This window comes from Fibrobacter sp. HC4 (assembly GCF_023373925.1).
Classification (GTDB): domain Bacteria; phylum Fibrobacterota; class Fibrobacteria; order Fibrobacterales; family Fibrobacteraceae; genus Fibrobacter.
In genome coordinates this window covers 16805-37542 of record NZ_JALCZV010000026.1, presented here as the reverse complement: position 1 = coordinate 37542, position 20738 = coordinate 16805, and the positions used below count along the sequence as shown (strand labels likewise).

Annotated in this window: 19 protein-coding genes and 1 pseudogene; 8 read left to right on the top strand and 12 right to left on the bottom strand. The window is 49.9% G+C overall.

The features are described 5' to 3' along the window. The first annotated feature begins 68 nt into the window (after nt 1-68). The 6 genes from MMG03_RS14285 to tgt are packed head-to-tail and all read left to right on the top strand — an operon-like array spanning nt 69 to nt 4956. Nucleotides 69-899: a pyridoxamine kinase gene (locus tag MMG03_RS14285; protein WP_073237901.1), complete on the top strand. Its 831-nt coding sequence runs from the start codon at nt 69-71 to the stop codon at nt 897-899. Between the two features lie 14 nt (nt 900-913). Next, a complete protein-coding gene (locus MMG03_RS14280; protein ID WP_249506585.1) occupies nt 914-1345 on the top strand; it encodes a thioesterase family protein in 432 nt (143 codons plus the stop codon). Between the two features lies 1 nt (nt 1346). Next, a complete protein-coding gene (locus tag MMG03_RS14275; RefSeq protein ID WP_073161504.1) occupies nt 1347-1865 on the top strand; it encodes a gamma carbonic anhydrase family protein in 519 nt (172 codons plus the stop codon). Nucleotides 1866-1880: 15 nt separating this feature from the next. Then, nucleotides 1881-2843 (top strand): diacylglycerol kinase family protein, encoded by a 963-nt coding sequence (locus tag MMG03_RS14270; protein WP_249506584.1) that lies wholly within the window; start codon nt 1881-1883, stop codon nt 2841-2843. Next, nucleotides 2843-3790 carry a DapH/DapD/GlmU-related protein gene (locus MMG03_RS15985; RefSeq protein ID WP_275976909.1) on the top strand — a complete coding sequence of 316 codons (948 nt, stop codon included), beginning with the start codon at nt 2843-2845 and terminating at the stop codon, nt 3788-3790. Before MMG03_RS14270 ends, MMG03_RS15985 begins: the two co-directional genes overlap by 1 nt. 26 nt (nt 3791-3816) lie before the next feature. Next, nucleotides 3817-4956, top strand: coding sequence for a tRNA guanosine(34) transglycosylase Tgt (gene tgt / locus MMG03_RS14255; RefSeq protein WP_249506583.1), 1140 nt, complete (start codon nt 3817-3819; stop codon nt 4954-4956). 23 nt (nt 4957-4979) lie between these two features. Here the strand turns inward: tgt and MMG03_RS14250 are convergent, their stop codons facing one another. The 6 genes from MMG03_RS14250 to MMG03_RS14225 all read right to left on the bottom strand — a co-directional run bounded on the left by MMG03_RS14250 (nt 4980) and on the right by MMG03_RS14225 (nt 9780). Then, on the bottom strand, nt 4980-5534 hold the full coding sequence (locus tag MMG03_RS14250; protein ID WP_249506582.1) for a LiaF domain-containing protein: 555 nt from the start codon (nt 5532-5534) through the stop codon (nt 4980-4982). Nucleotides 5535-5598: 64 nt separating this feature from the next. Continuing rightward, nucleotides 5599-5943: a DUF3795 domain-containing protein gene (locus MMG03_RS14245; RefSeq protein ID WP_249506581.1), complete on the bottom strand. Its 345-nt coding sequence runs from the start codon at nt 5941-5943 to the stop codon at nt 5599-5601. 27 nt (nt 5944-5970) lie between these two features. After that, a complete protein-coding gene (locus MMG03_RS14240; protein ID WP_073237880.1) occupies nt 5971-6246 on the bottom strand; it encodes a zinc ribbon domain-containing protein in 276 nt (91 codons plus the stop codon). Between the two features lie 202 nt (nt 6247-6448). Next, nucleotides 6449-6763, bottom strand: a complete 315-nt coding sequence (locus MMG03_RS14235; RefSeq protein ID WP_073161497.1) for a TfoX/Sxy family protein — start codon at nt 6761-6763, stop codon at nt 6449-6451. Nucleotides 6764-6765: 2 nt separating this feature from the next. Continuing rightward, complete coding sequence (locus MMG03_RS14230; protein WP_249506580.1) at nt 6766-7386, bottom strand: TetR/AcrR family transcriptional regulator; 621 nt, start codon at nt 7384-7386, stop codon at nt 6766-6768. Between the two features lie 537 nt (nt 7387-7923). Further along, nucleotides 7924-9780: a glycoside hydrolase family 43 protein gene (locus tag MMG03_RS14225; RefSeq protein ID WP_249506579.1), complete on the bottom strand. Its 1857-nt coding sequence runs from the start codon at nt 9778-9780 to the stop codon at nt 7924-7926. 161 nt (nt 9781-9941) lie between these two features. Here MMG03_RS14225 and MMG03_RS14220 point away from each other — a divergent pair, with 161 nt between their 5' ends. Continuing rightward, a complete protein-coding gene (locus MMG03_RS14220) occupies nt 9942-11975 on the top strand; it encodes a glycoside hydrolase (protein WP_249506578.1) in 2034 nt (677 codons plus the stop codon). 383 nt (nt 11976-12358) lie between these two features. On the opposite strand, the gene MMG03_RS14215 is transcribed toward MMG03_RS14220, so the two are convergent. From MMG03_RS14215 to MMG03_RS16210, 6 genes and pseudogenes are all read right to left on the bottom strand, one after another. After that, entirely contained in the window at nt 12359-12934 is a 576-nt protein-coding gene (locus tag MMG03_RS14215) for a flavodoxin family protein (RefSeq protein ID WP_073161493.1), read from the bottom strand. A gap of 158 nt (nt 12935-13092) precedes the next feature. Continuing rightward, nucleotides 13093-14238: a molecular chaperone DnaJ gene (dnaJ, locus tag MMG03_RS14210; protein WP_249506577.1), complete on the bottom strand. Its 1146-nt coding sequence runs from the start codon at nt 14236-14238 to the stop codon at nt 13093-13095. A 221-nt stretch (nt 14239-14459) separates the two neighbouring features. Beyond that, complete coding sequence (dnaK, locus tag MMG03_RS14205; protein ID WP_088665637.1) at nt 14460-16361, bottom strand: molecular chaperone DnaK; 1902 nt, start codon at nt 16359-16361, stop codon at nt 14460-14462. A 115-nt stretch (nt 16362-16476) separates the two neighbouring features. Continuing rightward, nucleotides 16477-17136 carry a nucleotide exchange factor GrpE gene (grpE, locus tag MMG03_RS14200; protein ID WP_073161490.1) on the bottom strand — a complete coding sequence of 220 codons (660 nt, stop codon included), beginning with the start codon at nt 17134-17136 and terminating at the stop codon, nt 16477-16479. Between the two features lie 328 nt (nt 17137-17464). Then, nucleotides 17465-18073 (bottom strand): carbohydrate-binding protein, encoded by a 609-nt coding sequence (locus MMG03_RS16215; protein WP_346348725.1) that lies wholly within the window; start codon nt 18071-18073, stop codon nt 17465-17467. 165 nt (nt 18074-18238) lie between these two features. Next, nucleotides 18239-19543 (bottom strand): annotated as a pseudogene (locus tag MMG03_RS16210) (glycoside hydrolase family 43 protein); the annotation flags it as partial. A 248-nt stretch (nt 19544-19791) separates the two neighbouring features. On the opposite strand from MMG03_RS16210, the gene MMG03_RS14190 reads away from it, so the two are divergent. Continuing rightward, nucleotides 19792-20715 (top strand): alpha/beta hydrolase, encoded by a 924-nt coding sequence (locus MMG03_RS14190; protein ID WP_249506575.1) that lies wholly within the window; start codon nt 19792-19794, stop codon nt 20713-20715. Nucleotides 20716-20738: the final 23 nt, after the last annotated feature.

Sequence of the window (20738 nt, the reverse complement as noted above, 5' to 3'; positions counted from 1 at the left end):
TATTAGCCCTATCACGTTAAACGCTTGGAAAATCCGTCTTCGCCCCTTTAATTACTACATTTGGACGCATGTATAAGCGAGTCCTTACGATCCAGGATATTTCCTGCTTTGGCCAGTGTTCCTCTACGGTGGCCCTGCCTATCGTTTCCGCCTGCGGTATCGAGTGTGCCGTGCTTCCGTCGGCCGTACTTAGCACCCATACAGGACGTTTCAAGGGGTACACCTTCAGGGACCTGACCGACGATTTACTGCCCATTCGAGATCACTGGGTGAAGGAAGGCATTAAGTTTGACGCCTTTTATACCGGTTATTTGGGAAGTGTACGCCAGGTAGACATTGTCCGCGAAATCATGGCCACAACCGGCAATGAGGGCGCTCTCCGCATTGTAGACCCGGTTCTCGCCGACGCAGGCAAGCTTTATGCCGGTTTCGACATGAACTTCGTTGAAGCCATGAAGCGCCTTTGCGCCGAAGCGGACGTACTGCTCCCTAACATTTCAGAGGCAAGCTACCTGACCGGCATGGAATATACCGAAGAGTATGACCGCCCCTACATTACGGAACTATGCAAGCGCCTCTGCGACCTGGGTACAAAGAGCGTCATCATGACCGGCATCGGCTTCAGGGAAGGCTACACCGGTATTGCCGTTTACGAAAACGGTGAGCTGAACCATTACGAGCACAAAAAAGTCTCAATGTGGTGCCATGGAACCGGCGACATCTATGCCTCGGCCTTTACCGGAGCCAAGATGCGAGGCAAGAGCACCATGGAAGCCGTAAAAATTGCGGCAGACTTTACCCTAAAAGCCATAGAAAATACGGTTGACGACGCAGAAAATCACTGGTATGGTGTTAAATTTGAATTAGCGATACCCACCCTGGTAAAATCATTCGAATAGCAGTCGAGGAAAAGATGGCCGAAGAAAATAGCAACTGGGAACCTCTGGTTCATACTGAAACTTTCAAGGTCACTCCCGAGATGATCGACGACAACCATCATTTTAACAATGTATGGTCTGTCCAGTGGATCCAGGACATTTCGAAGAATCACTCCGAGCAATGCGGCGGCACAGCCCTCATGCGCGAAATGAACTGCGGCTGGATGATTCGCGTACAGCATATCGAATACAGGAACCAGGCCTTCCTTGGCGACGAAATCAAGGGAACCACCTGGGTTGATTCTTTTACAACGGTAGTTAGCAAACGAAAGTGTCGCTTTGAACGAATCAGCGACGGTAAGATTATTTTTGAATCTGAGACCCAATGGGTGTTGGTGGACTTGAACCGCGGACGCCCCAAGGCAATCACACCAGAAATGGTGGCACATTACGGGACCTTGAAATAGTATGGCAAATATTATCGAGTACAAGGGCAAGAAGCCCGTCATTGGAGAGCGCGTATTCCTGGCAGAAGGAGCGCGTCTAATTGGTGATGTGGAAATCGGGGATGATTCCTCTGTATTTTACAACTCCGTCATACGAGCCGACCTGGCCGAGATCCGAATTGGCAAGCGAACCAACATCCAGGATAACGTGACCATCCACCTTTCTACAGATGTGGGCGTTCATGTCGGCAACAATGTAACCGTGGGCCACAATGCGGTTCTCCACGCCTGCACCATCGAAGACAATGTGCTGGTGGGAATGGGAGCCATCGTGATGGATGGTTCTCGCATCCGCAAGAATTCCGTGGTGGCCGCCGGGTCCCTGGTCCCTCAAAACAAGGAATATCCCGAGGGAAGTCTTATTGTCGGATCCCCCGCGCGAGTGGCCCGCCAACTAACCGATGACGAAATTCGTAAATTTAACGAAGGCGTAGAACATTACATCGAAATCAAGGAAGCACTCCGTCAAGACCAGTATTAATTCTGAGGATTTTTAGTGTACAAGTTTGTTTTTCTTATAAACCCAATTAGCGGCGGTGGCCAGGGCAAGGAAATCTATAAGTTCCTGCCCGAAATCATGGCATCCATGAATTACAAGGATGACCAGTGGAAGGCTGAATTCACCGTTCACGAGGGTATGGAAAAGCAGATTACAGATGCTCTTGAAAATACAGAGACCTTGATTGCCGTAGGCGGTGACGGAACCGTTTCTTCGGTGCTGTCTGTGCTGGTGTCTTCGGAATATGCAAAAACCGTAAAAATCGGTTTGATTCCCCTGGGAACCGGAAACGACCTTGCCCGAGTTCTGAACCTTTACAAGCCGTACGTCGATAAAGGTTTGCTGTTCCTGGTCCGCCGTCTTCTCCAATCCAAGGCTCGCCCTTTCGACATCTGGAAGGTGAACGGGAAGATTGCCTTCGCCAACTATTTTTCGGGCGGCATCGACGCACGAATCGCCCACGACTTTAACAGAGACCGCTCCCAGGGCGCATTCAATTCCAATTCCGTTATCGCCAACAGAATTCATTACGTAGACCGTTTCTTTGCCGACAGGAACTACACTCTAAAACAGGGAAAAATCCGTTTTATAGACGCCGAAAACGTCGAACATTCTCAGGATGTTTCAGGGCATCGGACAGTCATCGTAGGAAACATTCCCAGTTTTGCAGGCGGGTCCCAACCGTTCTACAAGTCGGACATGGCTGACGGCCTATTAGAAGTCGTCTGCGTGCCGAACATGTTCATGTTCCTCGCAGCAATCGCCATTGGGTCCGTCCCGCTTTTAGGAAATTTCGTCAAGAAGTTTTTCCTCGTTTCAAAGAAAGCGAAGTCTCTGACACTTGATTTTGCGGAAGATGAATTTTTACAGCTGGACGGAGAAGATCTAACCGGTAAATTGGGAAATCAGGTAAAGATCGATTACGCCTGCAAAGTCAAAATTCTCTCACTGGGGTCCTAATGAAACCCGTGATTGTAGAAGGCGTTGAAATCAACGGATTCGCGTCTTTGGAAAAAGCGACTGCAACAGATATCAGTTTCTGGACCGGGAACGTCAAGAGCATTACAGGGGCAAACGGTTTTTCTGCAGACGATTTAAGCAAGTGCGAAGCCGGTGTGCTTTATGTGCCCGCCAATATGCCGCAAGCCGCCTCCCAGGATAGCACCGCGGCCGACCTCCGCAAAATTTTTCCAAAGGTTCGCAGCCTGGTTCCGGTGGAAAATCCTTACCACTCCATGGTCTGCTTTTTAGAAAAATACGGTTCCGCTTTAGTGGCAGGAACATCAGGTGATGCAGCCGCTCATATTGCCCCTTCCGCAGAAATCGGTCCAGGCTGTGTAATTATGCCGGGGGCCGTCATAGGTCCTGGCTGTAAGCTAGAAGCCAACGTTGTCGTTTACCCCAATGTGGTCATAGGGGAGGGTTGCATCTTTCAGGCCGGAGTAGTAATCGGTAGCCGCGGTTTTGGTTTCTACGAATATCAGGGCAAGCGCCGTATGGTACCGCACCTGGCAGGAGTCCACATCGGAAACAATTGCAGCTTCGGCGCAAACACCGTAGTGGCCGCAGGCTTTATTTCGCCCACCACCATCGGCAACGATTGTCACTTTGATGCCATGGTTCAAATCGGGCACAACTGCGTTCTAGGTAACAATATCTTTATGGCCGCCCAAACAGCATTAGGCGGCACCACCATCGTAGAAGATGATGTGAACATTGCCGGTGGTGCAAAAGCGGCAGGTCATCTTACCATTGGCCGCGGGGCTATTATCACCGCGAAAGCCGGCGTTACCAAGAGCGTTCCCGCAGGTCGCACCGTGGCAGGATTCCCCGCCATCGATGCCGACATCTGGCGCAGGCAAATGGTGGAGCTTCGCCTCATGGCCAAGAAAAACTTGAAGAAGTAGATGTTCTTTTTCTACCTTTCTACTTGATGAACGCTAATCCCTTTGAATTGAAGAAGACGTCCAAGAAATCCAAGGCCCGCCTTGGGGTGATTCACACCGCCCACGGCGACGTGACAACGCCCATCTTTATGCCGGTAGGCACCAACGCCACCGTCAAGGGGATTACCTCCCGCGACATCAAGGAGATGGAAGCGGAAATCATTCTGGCCAACACATACCACCTTTACCTGCGTCCGGGCACAAAGACCGTGGCAGAGGCAGGCGGCGTCCAAAAGTTCATGGGCTTTAACGGCCCTATGCTTACGGATAGCGGCGGATTCCAGGTGTGGAGTCTCAAGCAGTTCCGCAAGATTACCGAAGAAGGCGTCCGCTTCAAGAGTTTGCAAGACGGTTCCATGCATATGTTCACGCCCGCAAGCGTCATGCAGGCCCAGCGGGAAATCGGTGCGGATATCATCATGGCCTTTGACGAATGTACACCGTACCCCAGCACAGTGGATGAAGCCGACGAATCCTTGCGACTGACCCTCAAGTGGACTCGCGAGGCCAAGGAATGGCTGGAGGCGAATCCGCCTATCCACGGTTATCCGCAGTACTTTTTCGGCATTGTCCAAGGTGGCATGCACAAGGATCTGCGACTGAAGTCTATCGAGGCGCTTAAGGAAGTGGGTCCCGACGGTTATGCCATGGGCGGCCTCTCTGTAGGCGAACCAGTGGAAACCATGTACGAGATTGCGGACTTCTGCACCGACCATTTGCCCGAAGACCGCGCCCGTTATGTCATGGGTGTAGGCACTCCCTGGAATCTTCTGGAATTGATCAAGCGCGGGGTAGATATGTGCGACTGCATTCTGCCCGCCAAAAACGCCCAGGATGGTCTGGTTTACACCAGCCAGGGCATTCTCCGCTACAAGAACCAGAAGTTCGCCCACGACTTTAAAACACCCCTGGACCCAAACTGCGATTGCTATTGCTGCCGCAACTACAGCCGCGGCTACATGCGTCATCTGCATAAAGCAAAAGAGCCCCTGGGGTGGACTCTTTCGGTGATTCATAATCTGCATTTCTACATTCACCTGATGCAGCAGGCCAAGGCCCACATTGCCGACGACACCTTCGAGGAATGGGCCGACGAACAGGAGAAAATCCTGCAAACCAATCTTTAGTTTGACAGCTTTACCGCAGAGCGTTAACGCTTGATGTCTACGCCGCCGAAGAGGCATTCGGCATGAATATGCAAGGTCTTGCTTGAATCTGTGACGGTAGCAGGTTTATCATTCTTTACGCCGCCGCAAATGCAGGAAGAGTAAATCTTTACTTGAATGTCTTGGGGAACGAAAATTTCTGCACCACCCATAAAGGCGTCAATCTTAATTTCAGATTCGTCTGCAAAGTTTGCATTGCGAAGGTCAAGGGACACTCCTCCCAGGAATGCATTAATCTTTGCTCCAGAAAAATCTTCACCCTTCAAGTTGTACTTATGACCAGAAAGAGTTGCTTCAATCTTCATGAAGCCTTTTTCGTCCATGGCGTCTGAAGAATCCTTAACGCGCATGTGGTCGCAATGCTTATGGCGGGCCTTATGGAAAATGGTGCCAATGCCGATAAGGATTACAGCAATGGGCCAAATATAGGGTTTCCATTCCATGTTAAAGAACCAGTCAAAAGATTCAATTCCCATGGCTCGCAATAACATCATTACGCCAATAGCTAGAACCAACAATCCAAAAAATACTCGTTTCATTTTTTCTCCTGAGAGGATGTTTCTTTTTACTGTTGAAACACCTGACCAAAGAAAAAATGCCACCTCATTTTAGATTTTTTTTCAATCCGCAAAGATTGCTTTTTGCATCGGCATTGTTGCCGTGAATCATCTGGACCGTTTCACAGCGGTCCATTTCAGCACATTGGCCACAATGTTCCAAGCCCTTTTCGGTACAGCATTTTCGGATGGGGCAGAGGTGACTACAGAAATAGAACTTGACACCATTGCCGCGGCATCCAGCGCAGTTGATTGTTTCCGGCGTGATTTCCGGAGCGTTGTTCATCTCGGCCCACTTCTTTGCGGTCTGGGCGCGAAGTTCATCGTCGTTGTTTTTGGTGGCGATATAGGCGTCACAAGTCTCGCAGTTTAAACCGCAAATTGCAATCATTTTGGAACAGTTGCACATAAAGAATCCTTATTTCTTCCAGCGCTTCAGCATGGGGAAGTAATTCATCATCATCTGCTTGTATTCTTCCTTGGTCATAGGCTTGGGCATGTGCTTGTTCACTTCGTCCACAAACTGGGCGCAATGTTCTACCATTTCTTCCATGGTGCAATTCTGAAGGAATGCGCCATCCTTGTAGCAGTAAACGCAGTAGTCTTCATTCTTGCGGCCATCAGCGTTGGAACCCATCACTTCTGCAGTGAGAGGCATGCCGCAGCTCTGACAAAATTTCTGATTCTGATCCATTGTAATTCTCCTTTTAAACACTTATTAATTGATAACTAAGGCGAGTGAAGCGACCATGCTTGCATGGGCATTTCCGAGCCGATTATCAACAATAACGAAGTTATTAATTGATAACTAAGTCGAGCGTCGCAAAAATAAACTTGTTTATTTTTATGACCGAGACGCATTATCAAGAATAACGAAGTTATTAAACGGAAATTCGTTACTTTCTCTTCTTCTTCGGTGTTGGTATGACTTCCACCAGTTTTTGAACTACATCACGAACATGGGACTGCTGTTCCATTTCCAGGATGTAATGTTCCCTGGCTCCCTCATAAGGGACTCCGCATTCCGCTTCTTCCATAAGGTCTGTGATTTCCGGCAATTTTTTCACGTAGGCCATGTCATCGCATGCAAGAACCACAGGCTTTTCGTCTACATAAATCATCCAGTCGCCGAACATTTTCTTTGCACGAACATCGCCAACATCACTTAAGACATCTTGAATGAAATCGATAAATTCATTGCTGCAGGACATAATTACTGCTTCCCGTAAGTATCGCCAAAGTGCTTTAAATGAGCCTTGATTTTCTTTACGATTTCTTTTTCCTTGGACGGGTCGCGGTCGTATGACTGGATCATCAAGGAAACTGGAGCGATAAATTCCAAAGCCATAATGTTAGCGTCACCTTCCACAAGCAGCCCTGTCTTCATCAGTGCCGTAAACAGCTTTGAGAATCTCTGGTGCAATCCTTCATAGCTGTGAAAGTTTGCAAGTTCTGCAATTCTTGAATTTCGAAATTGCTCAATAGTCAGAAACCTTCTCATTTTCTGGACGGTCTCATCGTGCATAGTAAAGTTGATCCTTGCGAATGTGGAATGGATCAATTCTTCTATGGAGCGGGGGAGATCATCTGTTCTATGATCACGGTGTGCCAAATGACCGGAGTCTTCAAACTTTGTCGTGTAATAGCCACTCACCTTTGTAATGAGGGCGTCTAAAATTTCGGCCTTGCCCTTGAAATGCTTATACAACGAAGGACCTTTAATCCCTATGGCGGCAGCAATCATATCCACCGACGTACCTTCAAAACCCTTCTCTGCAAATAAATCCAGAGATGTGGCAAGAATCTTTTCCTTCGTAGAAAGCGTTTCACTCATGAATGTTCAAACTCCATTGAAGATTTTTACCGAAAGATATATAAAAAAAACAGTAAATAAACATTCCATCCTCCTTTTGACTAATAATCGTTAGCTAAAATCTAACTAACGTTCGTTAGCCACGCAAGGGATATGTCCGAAAAAAGGTGTTTTTTGAATTCTTCGTGCTATTGCGGCAAAAAAATGTCCTTCAAAAGTTGACATCTGGAAAATGTGTAGTATCTTTTAAATACATATGGCAATGAACCATCACCTATTTACCGGTCAATGCGAATCCGTGGGTGAAACCCACGTCACGAACACTCTCTCGGCAAAGGCGAAAGCGATGCCAACCCATGCAGGGAATGGTCCCGTCAAGCGGCACCTCGTTCCCAGGCGAAAGCATGTAGCATCAGCGTCTGTAGCAAAGTCTAAGGACGCCGCAGAAGAAAAGTAGATCGTAAAACGATTCGTTTTTGACGCCTCCCACGAGGCAACAAAAAGCCCGCGAATTCAGCTGAACTCGCGAGCGGTTTTATTGCGTTTTCTAAATGTACCTTATTGACGGATTCTTTGAGTCTGAACTAGTCCGTTATTCAAGAATTCCCTGCGGAGGTACATACCAGGCTGCCTGGGCTTTCCGGGCAGTAGTTTTCCGTTTATGTTGAAATATTGAACACGAACAGGAACTGCGGAGAATTCTACGTTCCAGCGGCCAATACTTTCCGTTGTATCGGCGAGCGTTGTGTCAGGTTCCTCCGGTTCCACATAGGGGTGTTCCGGATCGTTTACCACAACCTTGATTTTCTCGTAGCTCTTGCAGCCCGTTTCATTGGTATATTCCACGGTGTAAATGCCGCTGTTCTGCCACTGCAAATCATTCAGGGCGACTTCGCGGGTGGTTGCACCAAATTCCGCAGGACCGCTCCAACTCCAAATCTTCCCGTCCCAAGGATGGGGGCCAAAGGTAATGCTGCTACCCGGTTCTACCAAAAGGTTTGTGGTCTCTGTCCAACTATCCCCAACTTTTACATAAGGCACAATCTTTGTTCCAGAACAAGGCTTCACAGCCACCTGGCCGTCATCCAACTTGGCAACAGTTTCAGGAATGTCAATCACCTTGGGCTCAAAATCCGCAGTGGGGAAGGCCTTCATCAGGGCAGCCGTTTCTTCGGCGGTAATGGGCAGCACCGTGCCGTGGCGTGGAGTGAATGCCCCCGCCATCTTGGTGTCTTGCACAAAGGTAAAGTTGGTCAGGTCGGGGCTGCTGGTAAACTGGTAATGACCGTTCATGTAGCAGTCGTACATGAGAATCCAGGAATCCTGGTTGATCAGCTTAAAGACGCCAGCGCCTTCCACCGCTTCCTTGGTCTGCTGCAGAGTGCCGCTGGGCTTGCTCCACTGGGAGCCTTCCTTGCCAGCGGGGGCCGTCAAAGTCTTGGCTGTAGTCTTGCAAATGCCGCCGTCGCCCTCGTTCTTGAAGAAGGCATGGTAAAGTCCGTCGTTATCGTTGTAGACGATGTCCATATCGATGGTGGCGGAACCGCGGTCAAAGAAATAGGTGGGCTTGCCCAGCACATCGGTAAAGTCGTCGTTGGCGTACAGGTAATAAACCTTATCGTAGGGAATGGTCCCGTCGTTGGTCAGCAAGGAGAAATAAATCATCAGGCGGCCCTTGCTGCCGTCGGTATTTTGATAATCCTTGTCCCAGATAGTTTCGGGAGCCCACACGCGAGTCACGTTGGCAAAATTAGTACCCTTGTACTTGTCCGGGAAATGAACCGTACTGTGAGTCCAGCTGACCAGATCCTTGGAGCGCATCAGCACCATGCCGCGATTGCTCGACCAACCTTCGGCACTCTTCATGTCGGTATTTACCATGTAGAAATAGCCGTCGGGTGCGCGCAAAATATGGGGATCACGAAGTCCCTTCTTCAGGGCGACCGTATCGGCGGCCACCACTCGCTTGCCACCATTCATGGCAGCAAAATTGTAACCGTCGTTACTGATGGCGTAATAGATATTCTCGTTGTCGTTGGCCGGGAAATAAATGAAAAGATAGTTGGAATAGGGTTCGTAACCGTGAATGGAAACGTCGAACTTCTTGGTTTCGAACTGGGTTCCGTCGGTGATGTTCACGGACAGCTGCACCGTCTTATTCTGGTTGACGAGGCGGGCGGCAATGGTTCCGTCGTTCTTCAAAAAGGTGGTATCGCTGGAGGTCCAGTAAAAACGCATGTTCTCGCAGCCAGAAATCCCCGAACCGTTGGCCGGCAACTTCAAATCCTTATAAAGATTGGTCAGAACACCGTCAATTTTCAAATTGGACGCACAATCCGAGACGCTGGCAGCGCTAGCAACTCCAAAAACCGAGGCACACACGCCAAAACCAATCAAAAACCTCTTAAAATTCATAAAAACCCAACCTATCTGCGCGGCAAATGCCTTGCTTAATGGGAATATATGTTTTATAAGGCGCTCTAGTAAACCAAAAGAACATTTTGATAGGATAATTTGTCCATGGGGGAGGCATATTTTTTATCCGTTTTAGAAGAAAATAATAGATTTTTATGTTCATGAGATTGGGTAAAAAGTTTATTGGGGCGGCTGTGTTTACGGCTCTCGCTTTTGGCGGGGCAAACGCACAGACCAAGGTTGTGGTGGATCCTGGCAAAAAGTACCAGCATTTCGAAGGCTGGGGCACCAGTCTTTGCTGGTGGGCGGAACTGGCCGGCGGCTGGAGCGAAGCTAATTACACCAAACTTTTGGGAGCCATTGCAGACCCGGATTCGGGCCTGGGCTACAACATTTTCCGTTACAATATCGGCGGGGGAGACCAGCCAGGACATAATCACCTGACCAAGGGCGACGGGGGAGCCGCAATTCCCGGGTACAAGCCCACTGAAAAAGGCGATTTCGACTGGACCGCAGACCCCACCCAACGAAACATCCTTTTCGGCTTGGCCAAGAAGGTAAAGAATCCCATTTTCGAAGCTTTCTCCAATTCCCCTCCCTGGTGGATGACCAACAGCGGCTGCGTTTCTGGTGGCGTCAACGGCGCAGACAACCTGAAGTCCGACTACTTTGACGATTTCGCCGACTACCTTTCCGAAGTGGCAAAGCATTTCAAGGAAGAATGGGGCATCACCTTCCGCACTGTGGAACCTTTCAACGAACCTAGTGCTGGCTGGTGGAAGGCCAACGGCGACCAGGAAGGCTGTGGCTTCAAGAACAAACAGTCCGAAATGATTGTGGAACTGGGGAAGGCCCTCAAGAAAAAGGGACTCTTCCCAGAGACCTCTGTCAGTGCCGCCGACGAATCCAACATCGGTGACGCCTTGGCCCGCTTCAACAGTTACAGCGACGAAGCAAAATCCTATATGTTCCAGGTGAACACTCACAGCTATTCCGGCTACGATTCCCGCGGCAAGCTGTATAACGCCGCCTTTGCCAACGACAAGCGTATTTGGCAGTCTGAATCCGGCCCACTCCATCGTAGCGGCGATTTGGATATTACCCTCTGGATGGCGGACGTGATTCTCCACGACTTGCGAGACATGCACGCCAGCGCTTGGGTGGATTGGCAGCTTTCTGACCCGGCGGAGAACTGGCGCACCATTACAGCAAATCACAAGAGCCAGACTTTTAGCTATGCACCCCGTTATTACATGCACGCCGCCTTTAGTCGAGCCATTCGCCCAGGCTCCCGCTTTATCGATAGCGACAACAGCAACACCCTGGCAGCTATCCGCGAAGACGGTTCCTTGGTGCTGGTGGTATTGAATACTGGCAGCACCGATGCGAAATACACCTTTGATTTGAGCAAGTTTGACGCCGTAGGAACCAAGGCAAAAGTCAATCGCTTTACCTTGCCTGCCGCATTGAAGGCAGATGCTGACATCGCTATCTCGGGTGGTTCGCTGAATGTTACCGCCGCGGCCCAATCCATGGTTACCATGATTATTGATGGTGTGAAGGGCGAAGGAAAATGTGCTGCAGATACCATTATTCCTTACGTCAAGATTCACGATGGCAGCTGGAACGAAACTACAGAAATTACAGTCAATCCCGGTGATTCTCTGGTTATTGGCCCTCATCCTTGGGATGGTGGCCGCTGGACTTGGAGTGGCCCTGATAACTTCTATTACTTGGGTCGCGAAGTCCGCTTCAAGAATTTACAGTGGCAGAACAGCGGTTACTACAAGACCACATTCGTCAATGGCTCCGGTTGCGAAAGCAAGATGACCTTCAAGCTGGTGGTGAACGATCCGGAACACCCGTTTGTGGAACCCGATACAAGTGTGGTGGATACAAGTACCGCCGACACCTCCGTTGTCGATACGACTGGTCGCGACACCACGAATTCAATCATCGTTCTGCAAGCTACACCGCAATTCATTCATGTATCAAGAAGCGGGGGAGACCTGCATATCACTGCTCCAGTTCAGCCCATGCAATTGACAATCCATGACCTACAAGGCGTTCTGCTGACCCGTCGCCAGATTAACGGCCCTTCCACTATACCCTTGGGCAACGCCCCTCGCAAAGGCTACATCGTACAACTCCGGAACCAATCCGGCCGCAGCATGTACTTGAAGGTTGTTCGCTAATTTAATTCACACATTTCTATTTTAAATCGTTACTTCTAATTCGTTCAAACGCTGATTCTGGCGGTCCAAACAATACGTTTTGCCCATTTAGACCGCCAATTTTTCAGCTAAAATTTTGAAGGGTGGCGGTCCAAATCAAAAAAAAATGAAATATGGACCGCCATTTACTCACTTACAAACCAGAAAAAACATCATTTTACACTTTACAGAAATACTTCAGAAGGGAAAATGGCGGTCTAACCCCTTAAATTTCGTTTTTAGACAGCCAACATGTTTAAAAAGTGAAAAAAAACGGCGGTCCAAATAGAACTTTCGCTCATTTAGACCGCCATCAACATTCTAGCACCTTCCCCCCAATACAGGGGGTAGGATGGCATCTTCAATCAAAGTAGTTTTCTTGCCGCCTTCCGGCATTTCATAATCTCGCTATCAGTCAAGCCCTGGCGCATATGGGTGCCGCCTTTCTGCACGGAGCCCACAATCTTGAAACCGCTCCAGCCGATCACTTCCTTGATGGCCCGCACCGCGCCAGAGGTCTGCTTAAACAAAACGTTAAAGGGCCACGGGGTAGTACTGGTGCTTACAATAACAGCCTTCTTACCTTTCAATAAAGGTTTGGGGAATCCATGCCCGCTGTCATCCAACATGCCGTAGGCCATTCGGTCAAACAACACCTTCAGCTGCCCCGTCATATTCCCCCAATAGCAAGGAGATCCCACAATCAGTCCATCGCATTCCTGAATCTTGCATAGAACTTTTTGGGAATCATCTTCTGCCAGAACGCATTTGCGTTCACTGCGGCATTTCATGCAACCGATGCAGGGGCGAACCTGCAACTTGCAGACATCAATAAATTCCACTTCTGCACCGCTGGCGACAAGCATGTCTTCCATGACGCGAAGCATGGAGCTGATGTTTCCCTTTGGGCGGGGGCTAGCATTCAAAATCAAAATTTTCATAACAATCCTGCTCACTTACCTCTATTAAACACCAGTAGGTAAGAGATGTGTTACTCATAAAAATAAAATCTAACCATAAAAAATCCCCGGGGCTTTTATTGCCTCGGGGACTCTATAACTAGATCCTTCGACTTCGCTCAGGATGACACCTAAAAGTGTTACTTGAACAGGTTCTTCATCTTTTCGAGGAAGCTCTCTTCCTGGGCGGTTTCCTTGTCCTTGCGGAGTTCGGCCAAACGCTGGTAGAGTTCCTTTTCTTCCTTGGAAAGATCCTTGGGAATTTCAACGCCGATTTCGACGTAGAGGCTTCCGCGGTCTCCACGCTTGTTCAGCGGGTACAGTCCCTGTTCACGGAGACGTAGGATGCTGCCAGCCTGAGTGCCGGCTGCAATCTTGATCTGCACTTCGTCGCCTTCCAGAGTAGGAATGCGCTGGGTACCGCCAAGAACCAGGCGATGTACGGGAACCTTCACTTCACAGTGCAGGTCATCGCCTTCGCGGGTGTAGAAGTCATCGGGCTTTTCCGTCACTACGGCAAGCAAGTCGCCGCAAGCACCGCCACGAGGACCGCAGTTACCTTCGCCACGGAGGTTCAGGTACTGGCCTTCAGAAACACCTGCCGGAATCTTGATGGAGATTTCTTCGGTTTCCTGCACACGGCCTTCGCCACGGCAGTTGGAACAAGGCTTTGCAATGACTTCGCCCATACCGTTACAAGTGGGGCAGGCACTTTCAGAAATCATCTGGAAGAAACCGCCCGTTGCTCTGCGAACTCGGCCGGTGCCGTGGCAAGTGCTACATTCAGTAACATTTTCGCCACCCTTGCCGTTACATTCGGTACAGGGAGTATAACGCTTCAGGCGAACCTTCTTGGTGCAACCTTCGAAGATTTCCTTAAAGCTTAAAGCCACCTTGATCTGCAAATCGTTTCCGCGGGGGGGGCCTGCCTTACGGCTACGACCACGGCCACCGCCGCCAAAACCAAAGCCACCGCCAAAGATATCGCCAAACTGGCTGAAGATGTCTTCGAAGCTTCCGAAGCCACCGCCGCCAAATCCGCCACCGCCGAAACCGCCACCAGGAGCGTTAAAGCCGAACTGGTCGTAGTTCTTGCGCTTTTCAGGATTGGAAAGAACGTCGTAAGCTTCTGCAGCTTCCTTGAACTTTTCTTCAGCTTCCTTGTCACCCGGGTTCTTATCCGGATGGTACTTAATGGCAAGCTTCTTATAAGCGTGCTTGATTTCGTCAGCACTTGCGTCCTTACCGACGCCTAGAACTTCGTAATAATCTCTTTTATCTGCCATATAGCTCGCTCCTTCGGAGCTTTCAGGTCGGTCACCTTCGGCTCCCTTTGAGCAATGAGGTCGCACCTTACGGTGCTTTGAGGTTATTTAGAACTTTATAGCAAAAAGGTGCTCCTGCCTCAAAAAGACAGGAAAACACCATTTGCAAGGCCTGCTCACAGCTCATACCTCAAAGCGTAGCGCCCTGAAAGCGAGCTTGCGAGCGACCTCGTACCTGTTAATTAGTCAACGACTTCAGCGTCGACAACTTCCGGACCGTCGTTCTTCTTGTCGGACTTCGGCTGTTCAGAAGCACCCGGCTGAGGACCCGGCTGTGCACCAGCGGCACCGGCAGCCTGAGCCATGGAGCTCATCATGTTCTGGAGCTTGTCCATAGCGGCCTTGATTTCTTCCTTGGTACCGTTGTCCTTCTTGTCCTTGATTTCCTGGATAGCAGCTTCAATCTGAGCCTTGGTGTCGGCCGGCAGCTTGTCGCCAACTTCCTTGAGCTGAGCTTCGACCTGGTAAGCCATCTGTTCGGCCTGGTTCTTGACGTCCACCAGTTCGCGCTGTTCCTTATCCTTGGCAGCGTTTGCTTCGGCGTCCTTCACCATCTTGTTGATTTCGTCTTCGGAGAGGCCACTGGAGGAAGTAATCTTGATGGACTGTTCCTTGCCGGTTTCCTTGTCCTTAGCGGAAACGTGGACGATACCGTTAGCGTCGATGTCGAAGGTCACTTCGATCTGAGGAACGCCGCGGGGCTTCTTCGGGAGGTCGGTGAGGTCGAACTTACCGAGGGTACGGTTGTCGCGAGCAAATTCACGTTCACCCTGGAGAACATGGATGGTCACTGCCGGCTGGTTGTCTTCAGCGGTAGAGAACACCTGGCTCTTCTTGGTGGGGATGGTGGTGTTGCGGTCGATGAGCTTGGTCATGACGCCACCGAGAGTTTCGATACCCAGAGAAAGCGGGGTCACGTCGAGGAGGAGAACGTCCTTCACAGCGGAGTCGCCGCTAAGAACAGCACCCTGAACAGCAGCACCGATAGCCACGACTTCGTCCGGGTTCACAGTCTTGTTGGGTTCCTTGCCGAAGTATTTCTTAACAGCTTCCTGAACGGCCGGGATACGGGTAGAACCACCAACCAGGATCACTTCGTCGATTTCAGACAGGCTGAGGCCAGAGTCTGCGATAGCCTTGCGGCAGGGTTCCATGGAGCGTTCCACCAGGTGAGCGGTCAGCTGGTCGAACTTTGCACGGCTGAGGGTCAGGTCCAAGTGCTTGGGGCCAGTTGCGTCAGCGGTGATGAAGGGGAGGTTGATGTTGGTAGAAGTGGTAGCAGAAAGGTCAATCTTTGCCTTTTCAGCAGCATCCTTCAAACGCTGGAGAGCCATCTTGTCCTTCTTCAGGTCGATGGACGGATTTTCCTTCTTGAATTCGTCGTTGATCCAGTCAATGATGACTTCGTCGAAGTTGTCACCGCCAAGCATGGTGTCGCCGTTGGTGGACTTCACAGAGAACATACCGTCGTCGATTTCCAAGATGGAGATATCGAAGGTACCACCACCAAGGTCATACACGGCAACCTTTTCGCTCTTCTTGGAGTCGAGGCCGTAGGCGAGGGCTGCAGCGGTCGGTTCGTTCACGATACGGAGAACTTCAAGGCCAGCGATCTTACCGGCGTCCTTGGTAGCCTGACGCTGAGCGTCGTTGAAGTAAGCCGGAACGGTAATCACAGCCTGGGAAACGGTTTCGCCCAGGTAGTCTTCAGCAATCTTCTTCATGGTCTGAAGAACTGCAGCGGAAATTTCGGGAGGAGCGAACTGCTTGTCGTCGATCTGCACGCGGATAGGATCGGAACCGGTACCAACGAGCTTGTACGGCATGTTCTTTTCCACAGCGGAGCATTCGCCAGCGGAGCGACCCATGAAACGCTTGATGGAGTAAATGGTCTTTTCGGGGTTGGTAATAGCCTGACGCTTAGCAACGTGGCCAACCAGACGTTCGCCAGTCTTGCCGAAAGCAACGATAGACGGAGTAGTGCGGAAACCTTCTGCGTTTGCGATCACTACGGGCTTGCCACCTTCCATAACGGAAACGCAGCTGTTGGTTGTACCAAGGTCGATACCGATAATCTTGCTCATTTTTGAGTCTCCTATTTAAAGTCTGCGGTTCATTCTGAGAACCAATCTGTTTCGCCGAGTTAAAAGCAAATCCCGTGCCAAACAGCAAAATGTTTTAATTTGAAACAATTCCTTATTATGCCTTGCCAGATGAAACAATCACCTTGGCGGGCTTCAGGATCTTATTTTTCAGTTTGTAACCCTTCATAAAGACCGTCACCACGTGATTTTCGGGGATTTCTTCGGAAGGCTGCTGCATCAGGGCTTCGTGGCAGTTGGGGTCGAATTCCTGGCCGGTGGGGTCCAGCTGTTCGAGACCTGCGTCGGTGAGAACCTTTGCAAACTGATCGTGGATCATCTGCATGCCCTTTTCAAAGGTATCCAGGTCCTTGGCCTTGTTTTCGGCGGCAAAGGCGCGTTCGAAGTTATCCAGCACTTCAGAAAGCTTTTCCAGGAGCTTGCCGTTGGCAGTTTCAATGATTTCAAGCTGTTCGCGGGCGCTGCGGCGGCGGAAGTTGTCAAATTCGGCCATCAGACGCAGGTTGCGGTCGTTGGCGGCAGCAAGTTCAGCCTTCAGGGAATCCTCGGCGGAGGGAGCCTGTTCTGCGGCAGGTTCCGCCGTTTCAGAAGCCTGGGCGTCGGCAGGGGAGTCCTGGGTTGCGGATGCTTCTTCGGAACTGGCTTCGGCATTGGCCTCGGCTTCCATTTTCATGGCGTCCTGGGCTGCCTTAAGTACATCTTCTTCAAACTTTGCGCGTTCTTCAGCGGAGGGTTCCTGCAAATTTTCGTCGGCCATATTAATTCCTTGTGTTTAAATTTCACCCATATTTTGCAAAAAACGTGCCAAATGGATTATCAGAAAGAAATGTTTCTATTTGAAACAATGACGAAATCAAGCTAGGAATGGGAATTTTTATAAAAAAAATGAAGAATTTTGCAAACAACTGTTTGCAAAGTGAACGTCCAACCCCCAAAAACGACCTCAAAAGACGTCAACCTTGCTAAATTCATGCCGCCGGAAAATCCGGCACATTACAATCAAACATGATAGTAGTGTTTTCAGTAAAAAAAGTCCCACCGGGGAAGTGCGCAGCCCCAGTGGGATAAATAACGGAAAGGTTAAATTATCGTTCCAAGTTGATTCTTAAAGCCCGTCCCGAGGCGTATCGGACTATGTAAACTCCATTATTGAATCCGGCGTTTCTCAGTTCCGTCTTAAAATCAACAACCAGGGATGCATCGTTCAGCTTGAACATTCCAAGCTGATGTCCCATCAGGTCAAAGACCTTGAATTCATGCAATCCCCTCTTTGCCAGTCTAGGGGATTCCATCAAAAAGTCTGTATGGAGTTCCGCAGTGCCAAAAGCAATCTTGTCAAGATTGACATAGTCGGTCGTCATTAGAACCTTGAGCACATGCTCGCCCTTGGCCAGTTCCTTGGTAGTCTTGCCCTTGAATGTGGTGTACACGTCGAAATCTCCGGTTCCCACCAGTTCCAGTTCATCGGTGATAGGTTCGTCATCCATGAAGAGCTGGATACCGGCGCGCTCCATGCCGGTCGCGTAGGAAATCTCGTAGGGGAGGGCTTCGTCAACTTCCACATTCACGGTGTATTCCAGCCATTCGCCCTTCTGGGTGTAACCGATGGCATAACCATCGCCATTTTCGCTCTTGATGGCAACCACGTCAACCCGATCTTCGCGGTACTTTCCACCCTTGTTTTCTGTATCCATGTCGTAGTAGGCCTTGCCAGCACCGCCCACATCGTAGTTTTCGAATTCGATGATGTTCTTCTTGCCTTCGACCGTAGCCCCGATAACCGGCAATTCGCACTCGGCTTCGGGATCCTTCAGCAAAGCCTCGCAGAAGGGGCCCTGGGGAACAGCAGTCTTGCTGTCTTCAAATTCCCAGTAATCAGCCTCGAAATCTCCAGCGAACATGAAGAATACGTCATGCTTGCCAACGGCTCCTTCGGCAGGCACAGTCACAAGGCCGTCCTTGGAGAATTCAGCCTTAGCAATTACGGGACCATCCACCTTGTCCAAGCGAACCGTAACAGAAGATGCCCTCTTGACGCTCAAGACTGAAGCAGAGAAAGACTCTGCGCCGGCGTCACCGAATTCCACGCCGCTGATCTTAGTGTACTTGCCGTCGGTAAGATTGGTAAGAACCGTATTGCCGGCGGCACCGCTCTTACGGACCTTCACTTCTTCGCCCCAAGACATGGTCTCAGCTTCTACGCGCTTGTAGGGGTTGAAATCTTCCAGCTGGGCCACGCCATTATCCGGCCACCAGTCGATCTTCTGGATAGTTCCGTCAGCATTATACTTCATTTCGGCAACGCCAACAGAACGGCGTTCCTTATGCTGGAATTTTAGGCCCATTTTGTCGGATTTTTGATGCCAAAGTTGATAATGATGGCCAAAGACGTAGGATTTTCCCTTATAATCAATAATACCCGGATGGTTTCCGTTGCTGCGGGAGGAGTGGGGCATAATGTCGCCCTTGTAGGTCCAGGGACCCGTGGGGGAGTCGCTCATGGCATAACCGATACCTTCGGCACAACAAGTGGAAGCAAAGGCCATGTAATAATGGCTGTCGTGCTTGTAGAACCAAGGGCCTTCCTGGTAATCTTTGACCTTGGGGTGGGTAACAATATTGCCGGAAGTGCTGATCATATCTTCGTTAAGCTTGATCATGTAGAGATCCGGATTGCCCCAGTACATGTAGGCCTGACCGTCATCGTCAACCCATACGGTGGGGTCGATATCGTTCCAATGTTCGCGCTGCCAAACCAAAGCCTTGTTCAGAGGATCCTTGAAGGGGCCGTAGGGATTGTCTGCTACCAGAACAGAAATTCCGTTACCGTGAATAGGAACGTACATGAACCATTTGCCATCCCGTTCCACCACTTGTTCAGCCCAGGCGCCATTGGTCTTGGTACTCCACTTGATATCGTTCAAGGATGCCACAGCCCCGTGGCTAGTCCAGTTGACCATGTCCGTGGAAGTATGCAACAGCCAATCGTACATCACGAACCCTTCGGCGTCATCTTCGTCGTGGGTCGTGTAAAGGTAGAGCGTATCCCCATGCACCATGGGAGCCGGGTCTGCCGTGTAGTTAGTCGTGATTATTGGTTGCTGAGCTAACGCAGTCCCAGCCAAAACCAACAGGGAAGAAACCGACAAGAGTTTTCCAAACATCTTTATCTCCAAACATCGTTATCACCACGAGACAAAGATATTTCCTTTACAGGTGTATAAAACTCTCCAGAATGCAATCCCTTTTGCAAAAAATTCAAAAGCCATATTTTATTTTAGATTATTTAGTTTACATAATCCGCATTATAGAACAAATATTTCTAGGTACAGGGGAGGCGGATATTTGGTTAAAACAGCCTGTTTTATTAAAGAAATCATTCTAAATTCATTTTAAAATATAGGTGGTTCTTATGTCCCAGACCAGTGAAAAATATCGTGTTGAATGGCTTGCAGCCGACCAGTCCCGTGATGCCGGGCTCGTGGAGCCTGCAGACGTGATTGCGTTCAAGGATATTCCGTACGGGAAATTCGGGGACTGGAATCTGCTGGATCTATACATTCCCAAGGATGCCGCGCAGAAGCTACCGGTAATCATCAGCGTTCATGGCGGAGCCTTCGTGTACGGCCAAAAGGAATCCTATAAGTACTACCTGATGAGCCTTGCCCAGCGTGGATTTGCCTGCGTGAATTTCAACTACAGGCTTGCTCCCGAATACAAGTTCCCGGCAGCCCTGGAAGATACAGACGCCGTGTTGCACTGGGTCCTGGAAAATGCCGGCAAGTACAATCTGGATACCGAGAACATCTTTATGGTGGGAGATTCCGCCGGAGCAAACTACGCGGCACTTTATTCAATTTATTGCGTGAATCCGGAATACGCCAAGAAAGTCCAGGACGCTTCCAAGGAATGGTTCGGGAAGCCAGCGGCAATCAACCCGCCGGCAGGTTTTGTTCCGCGGGCTGTTGCCTTGAACTGCGGCGTATACGACTTGACGGAAGACCGCGACAATCACGCCGACATCATGCTGGACCTGTTCGGTGAACATCTGGAAGAATGTTGCGAATACATGAACGCGATGGACTATCTGACGGTCAATTTTCCGCCAGCCTTCGTAATGACGGGTGAGTACGACTTCCTGAAATTGCAGAACCACCAAATGGACAAGGCTCTTTCAAGGCTGAACCTCCCCCACGTCTTTAAGTCCTACGGTAATGCCGAAACTAAGGAAATCTCCCACGTTTTCCACGTGAACATGAAACTCCCCCTCGCCCATTTATGCAATGACGAGGAGTGCGAATTCTTTAAAGAAAATACTATCCGAACGATTCTTTGATATAGCTGATCTGACTTATGTTG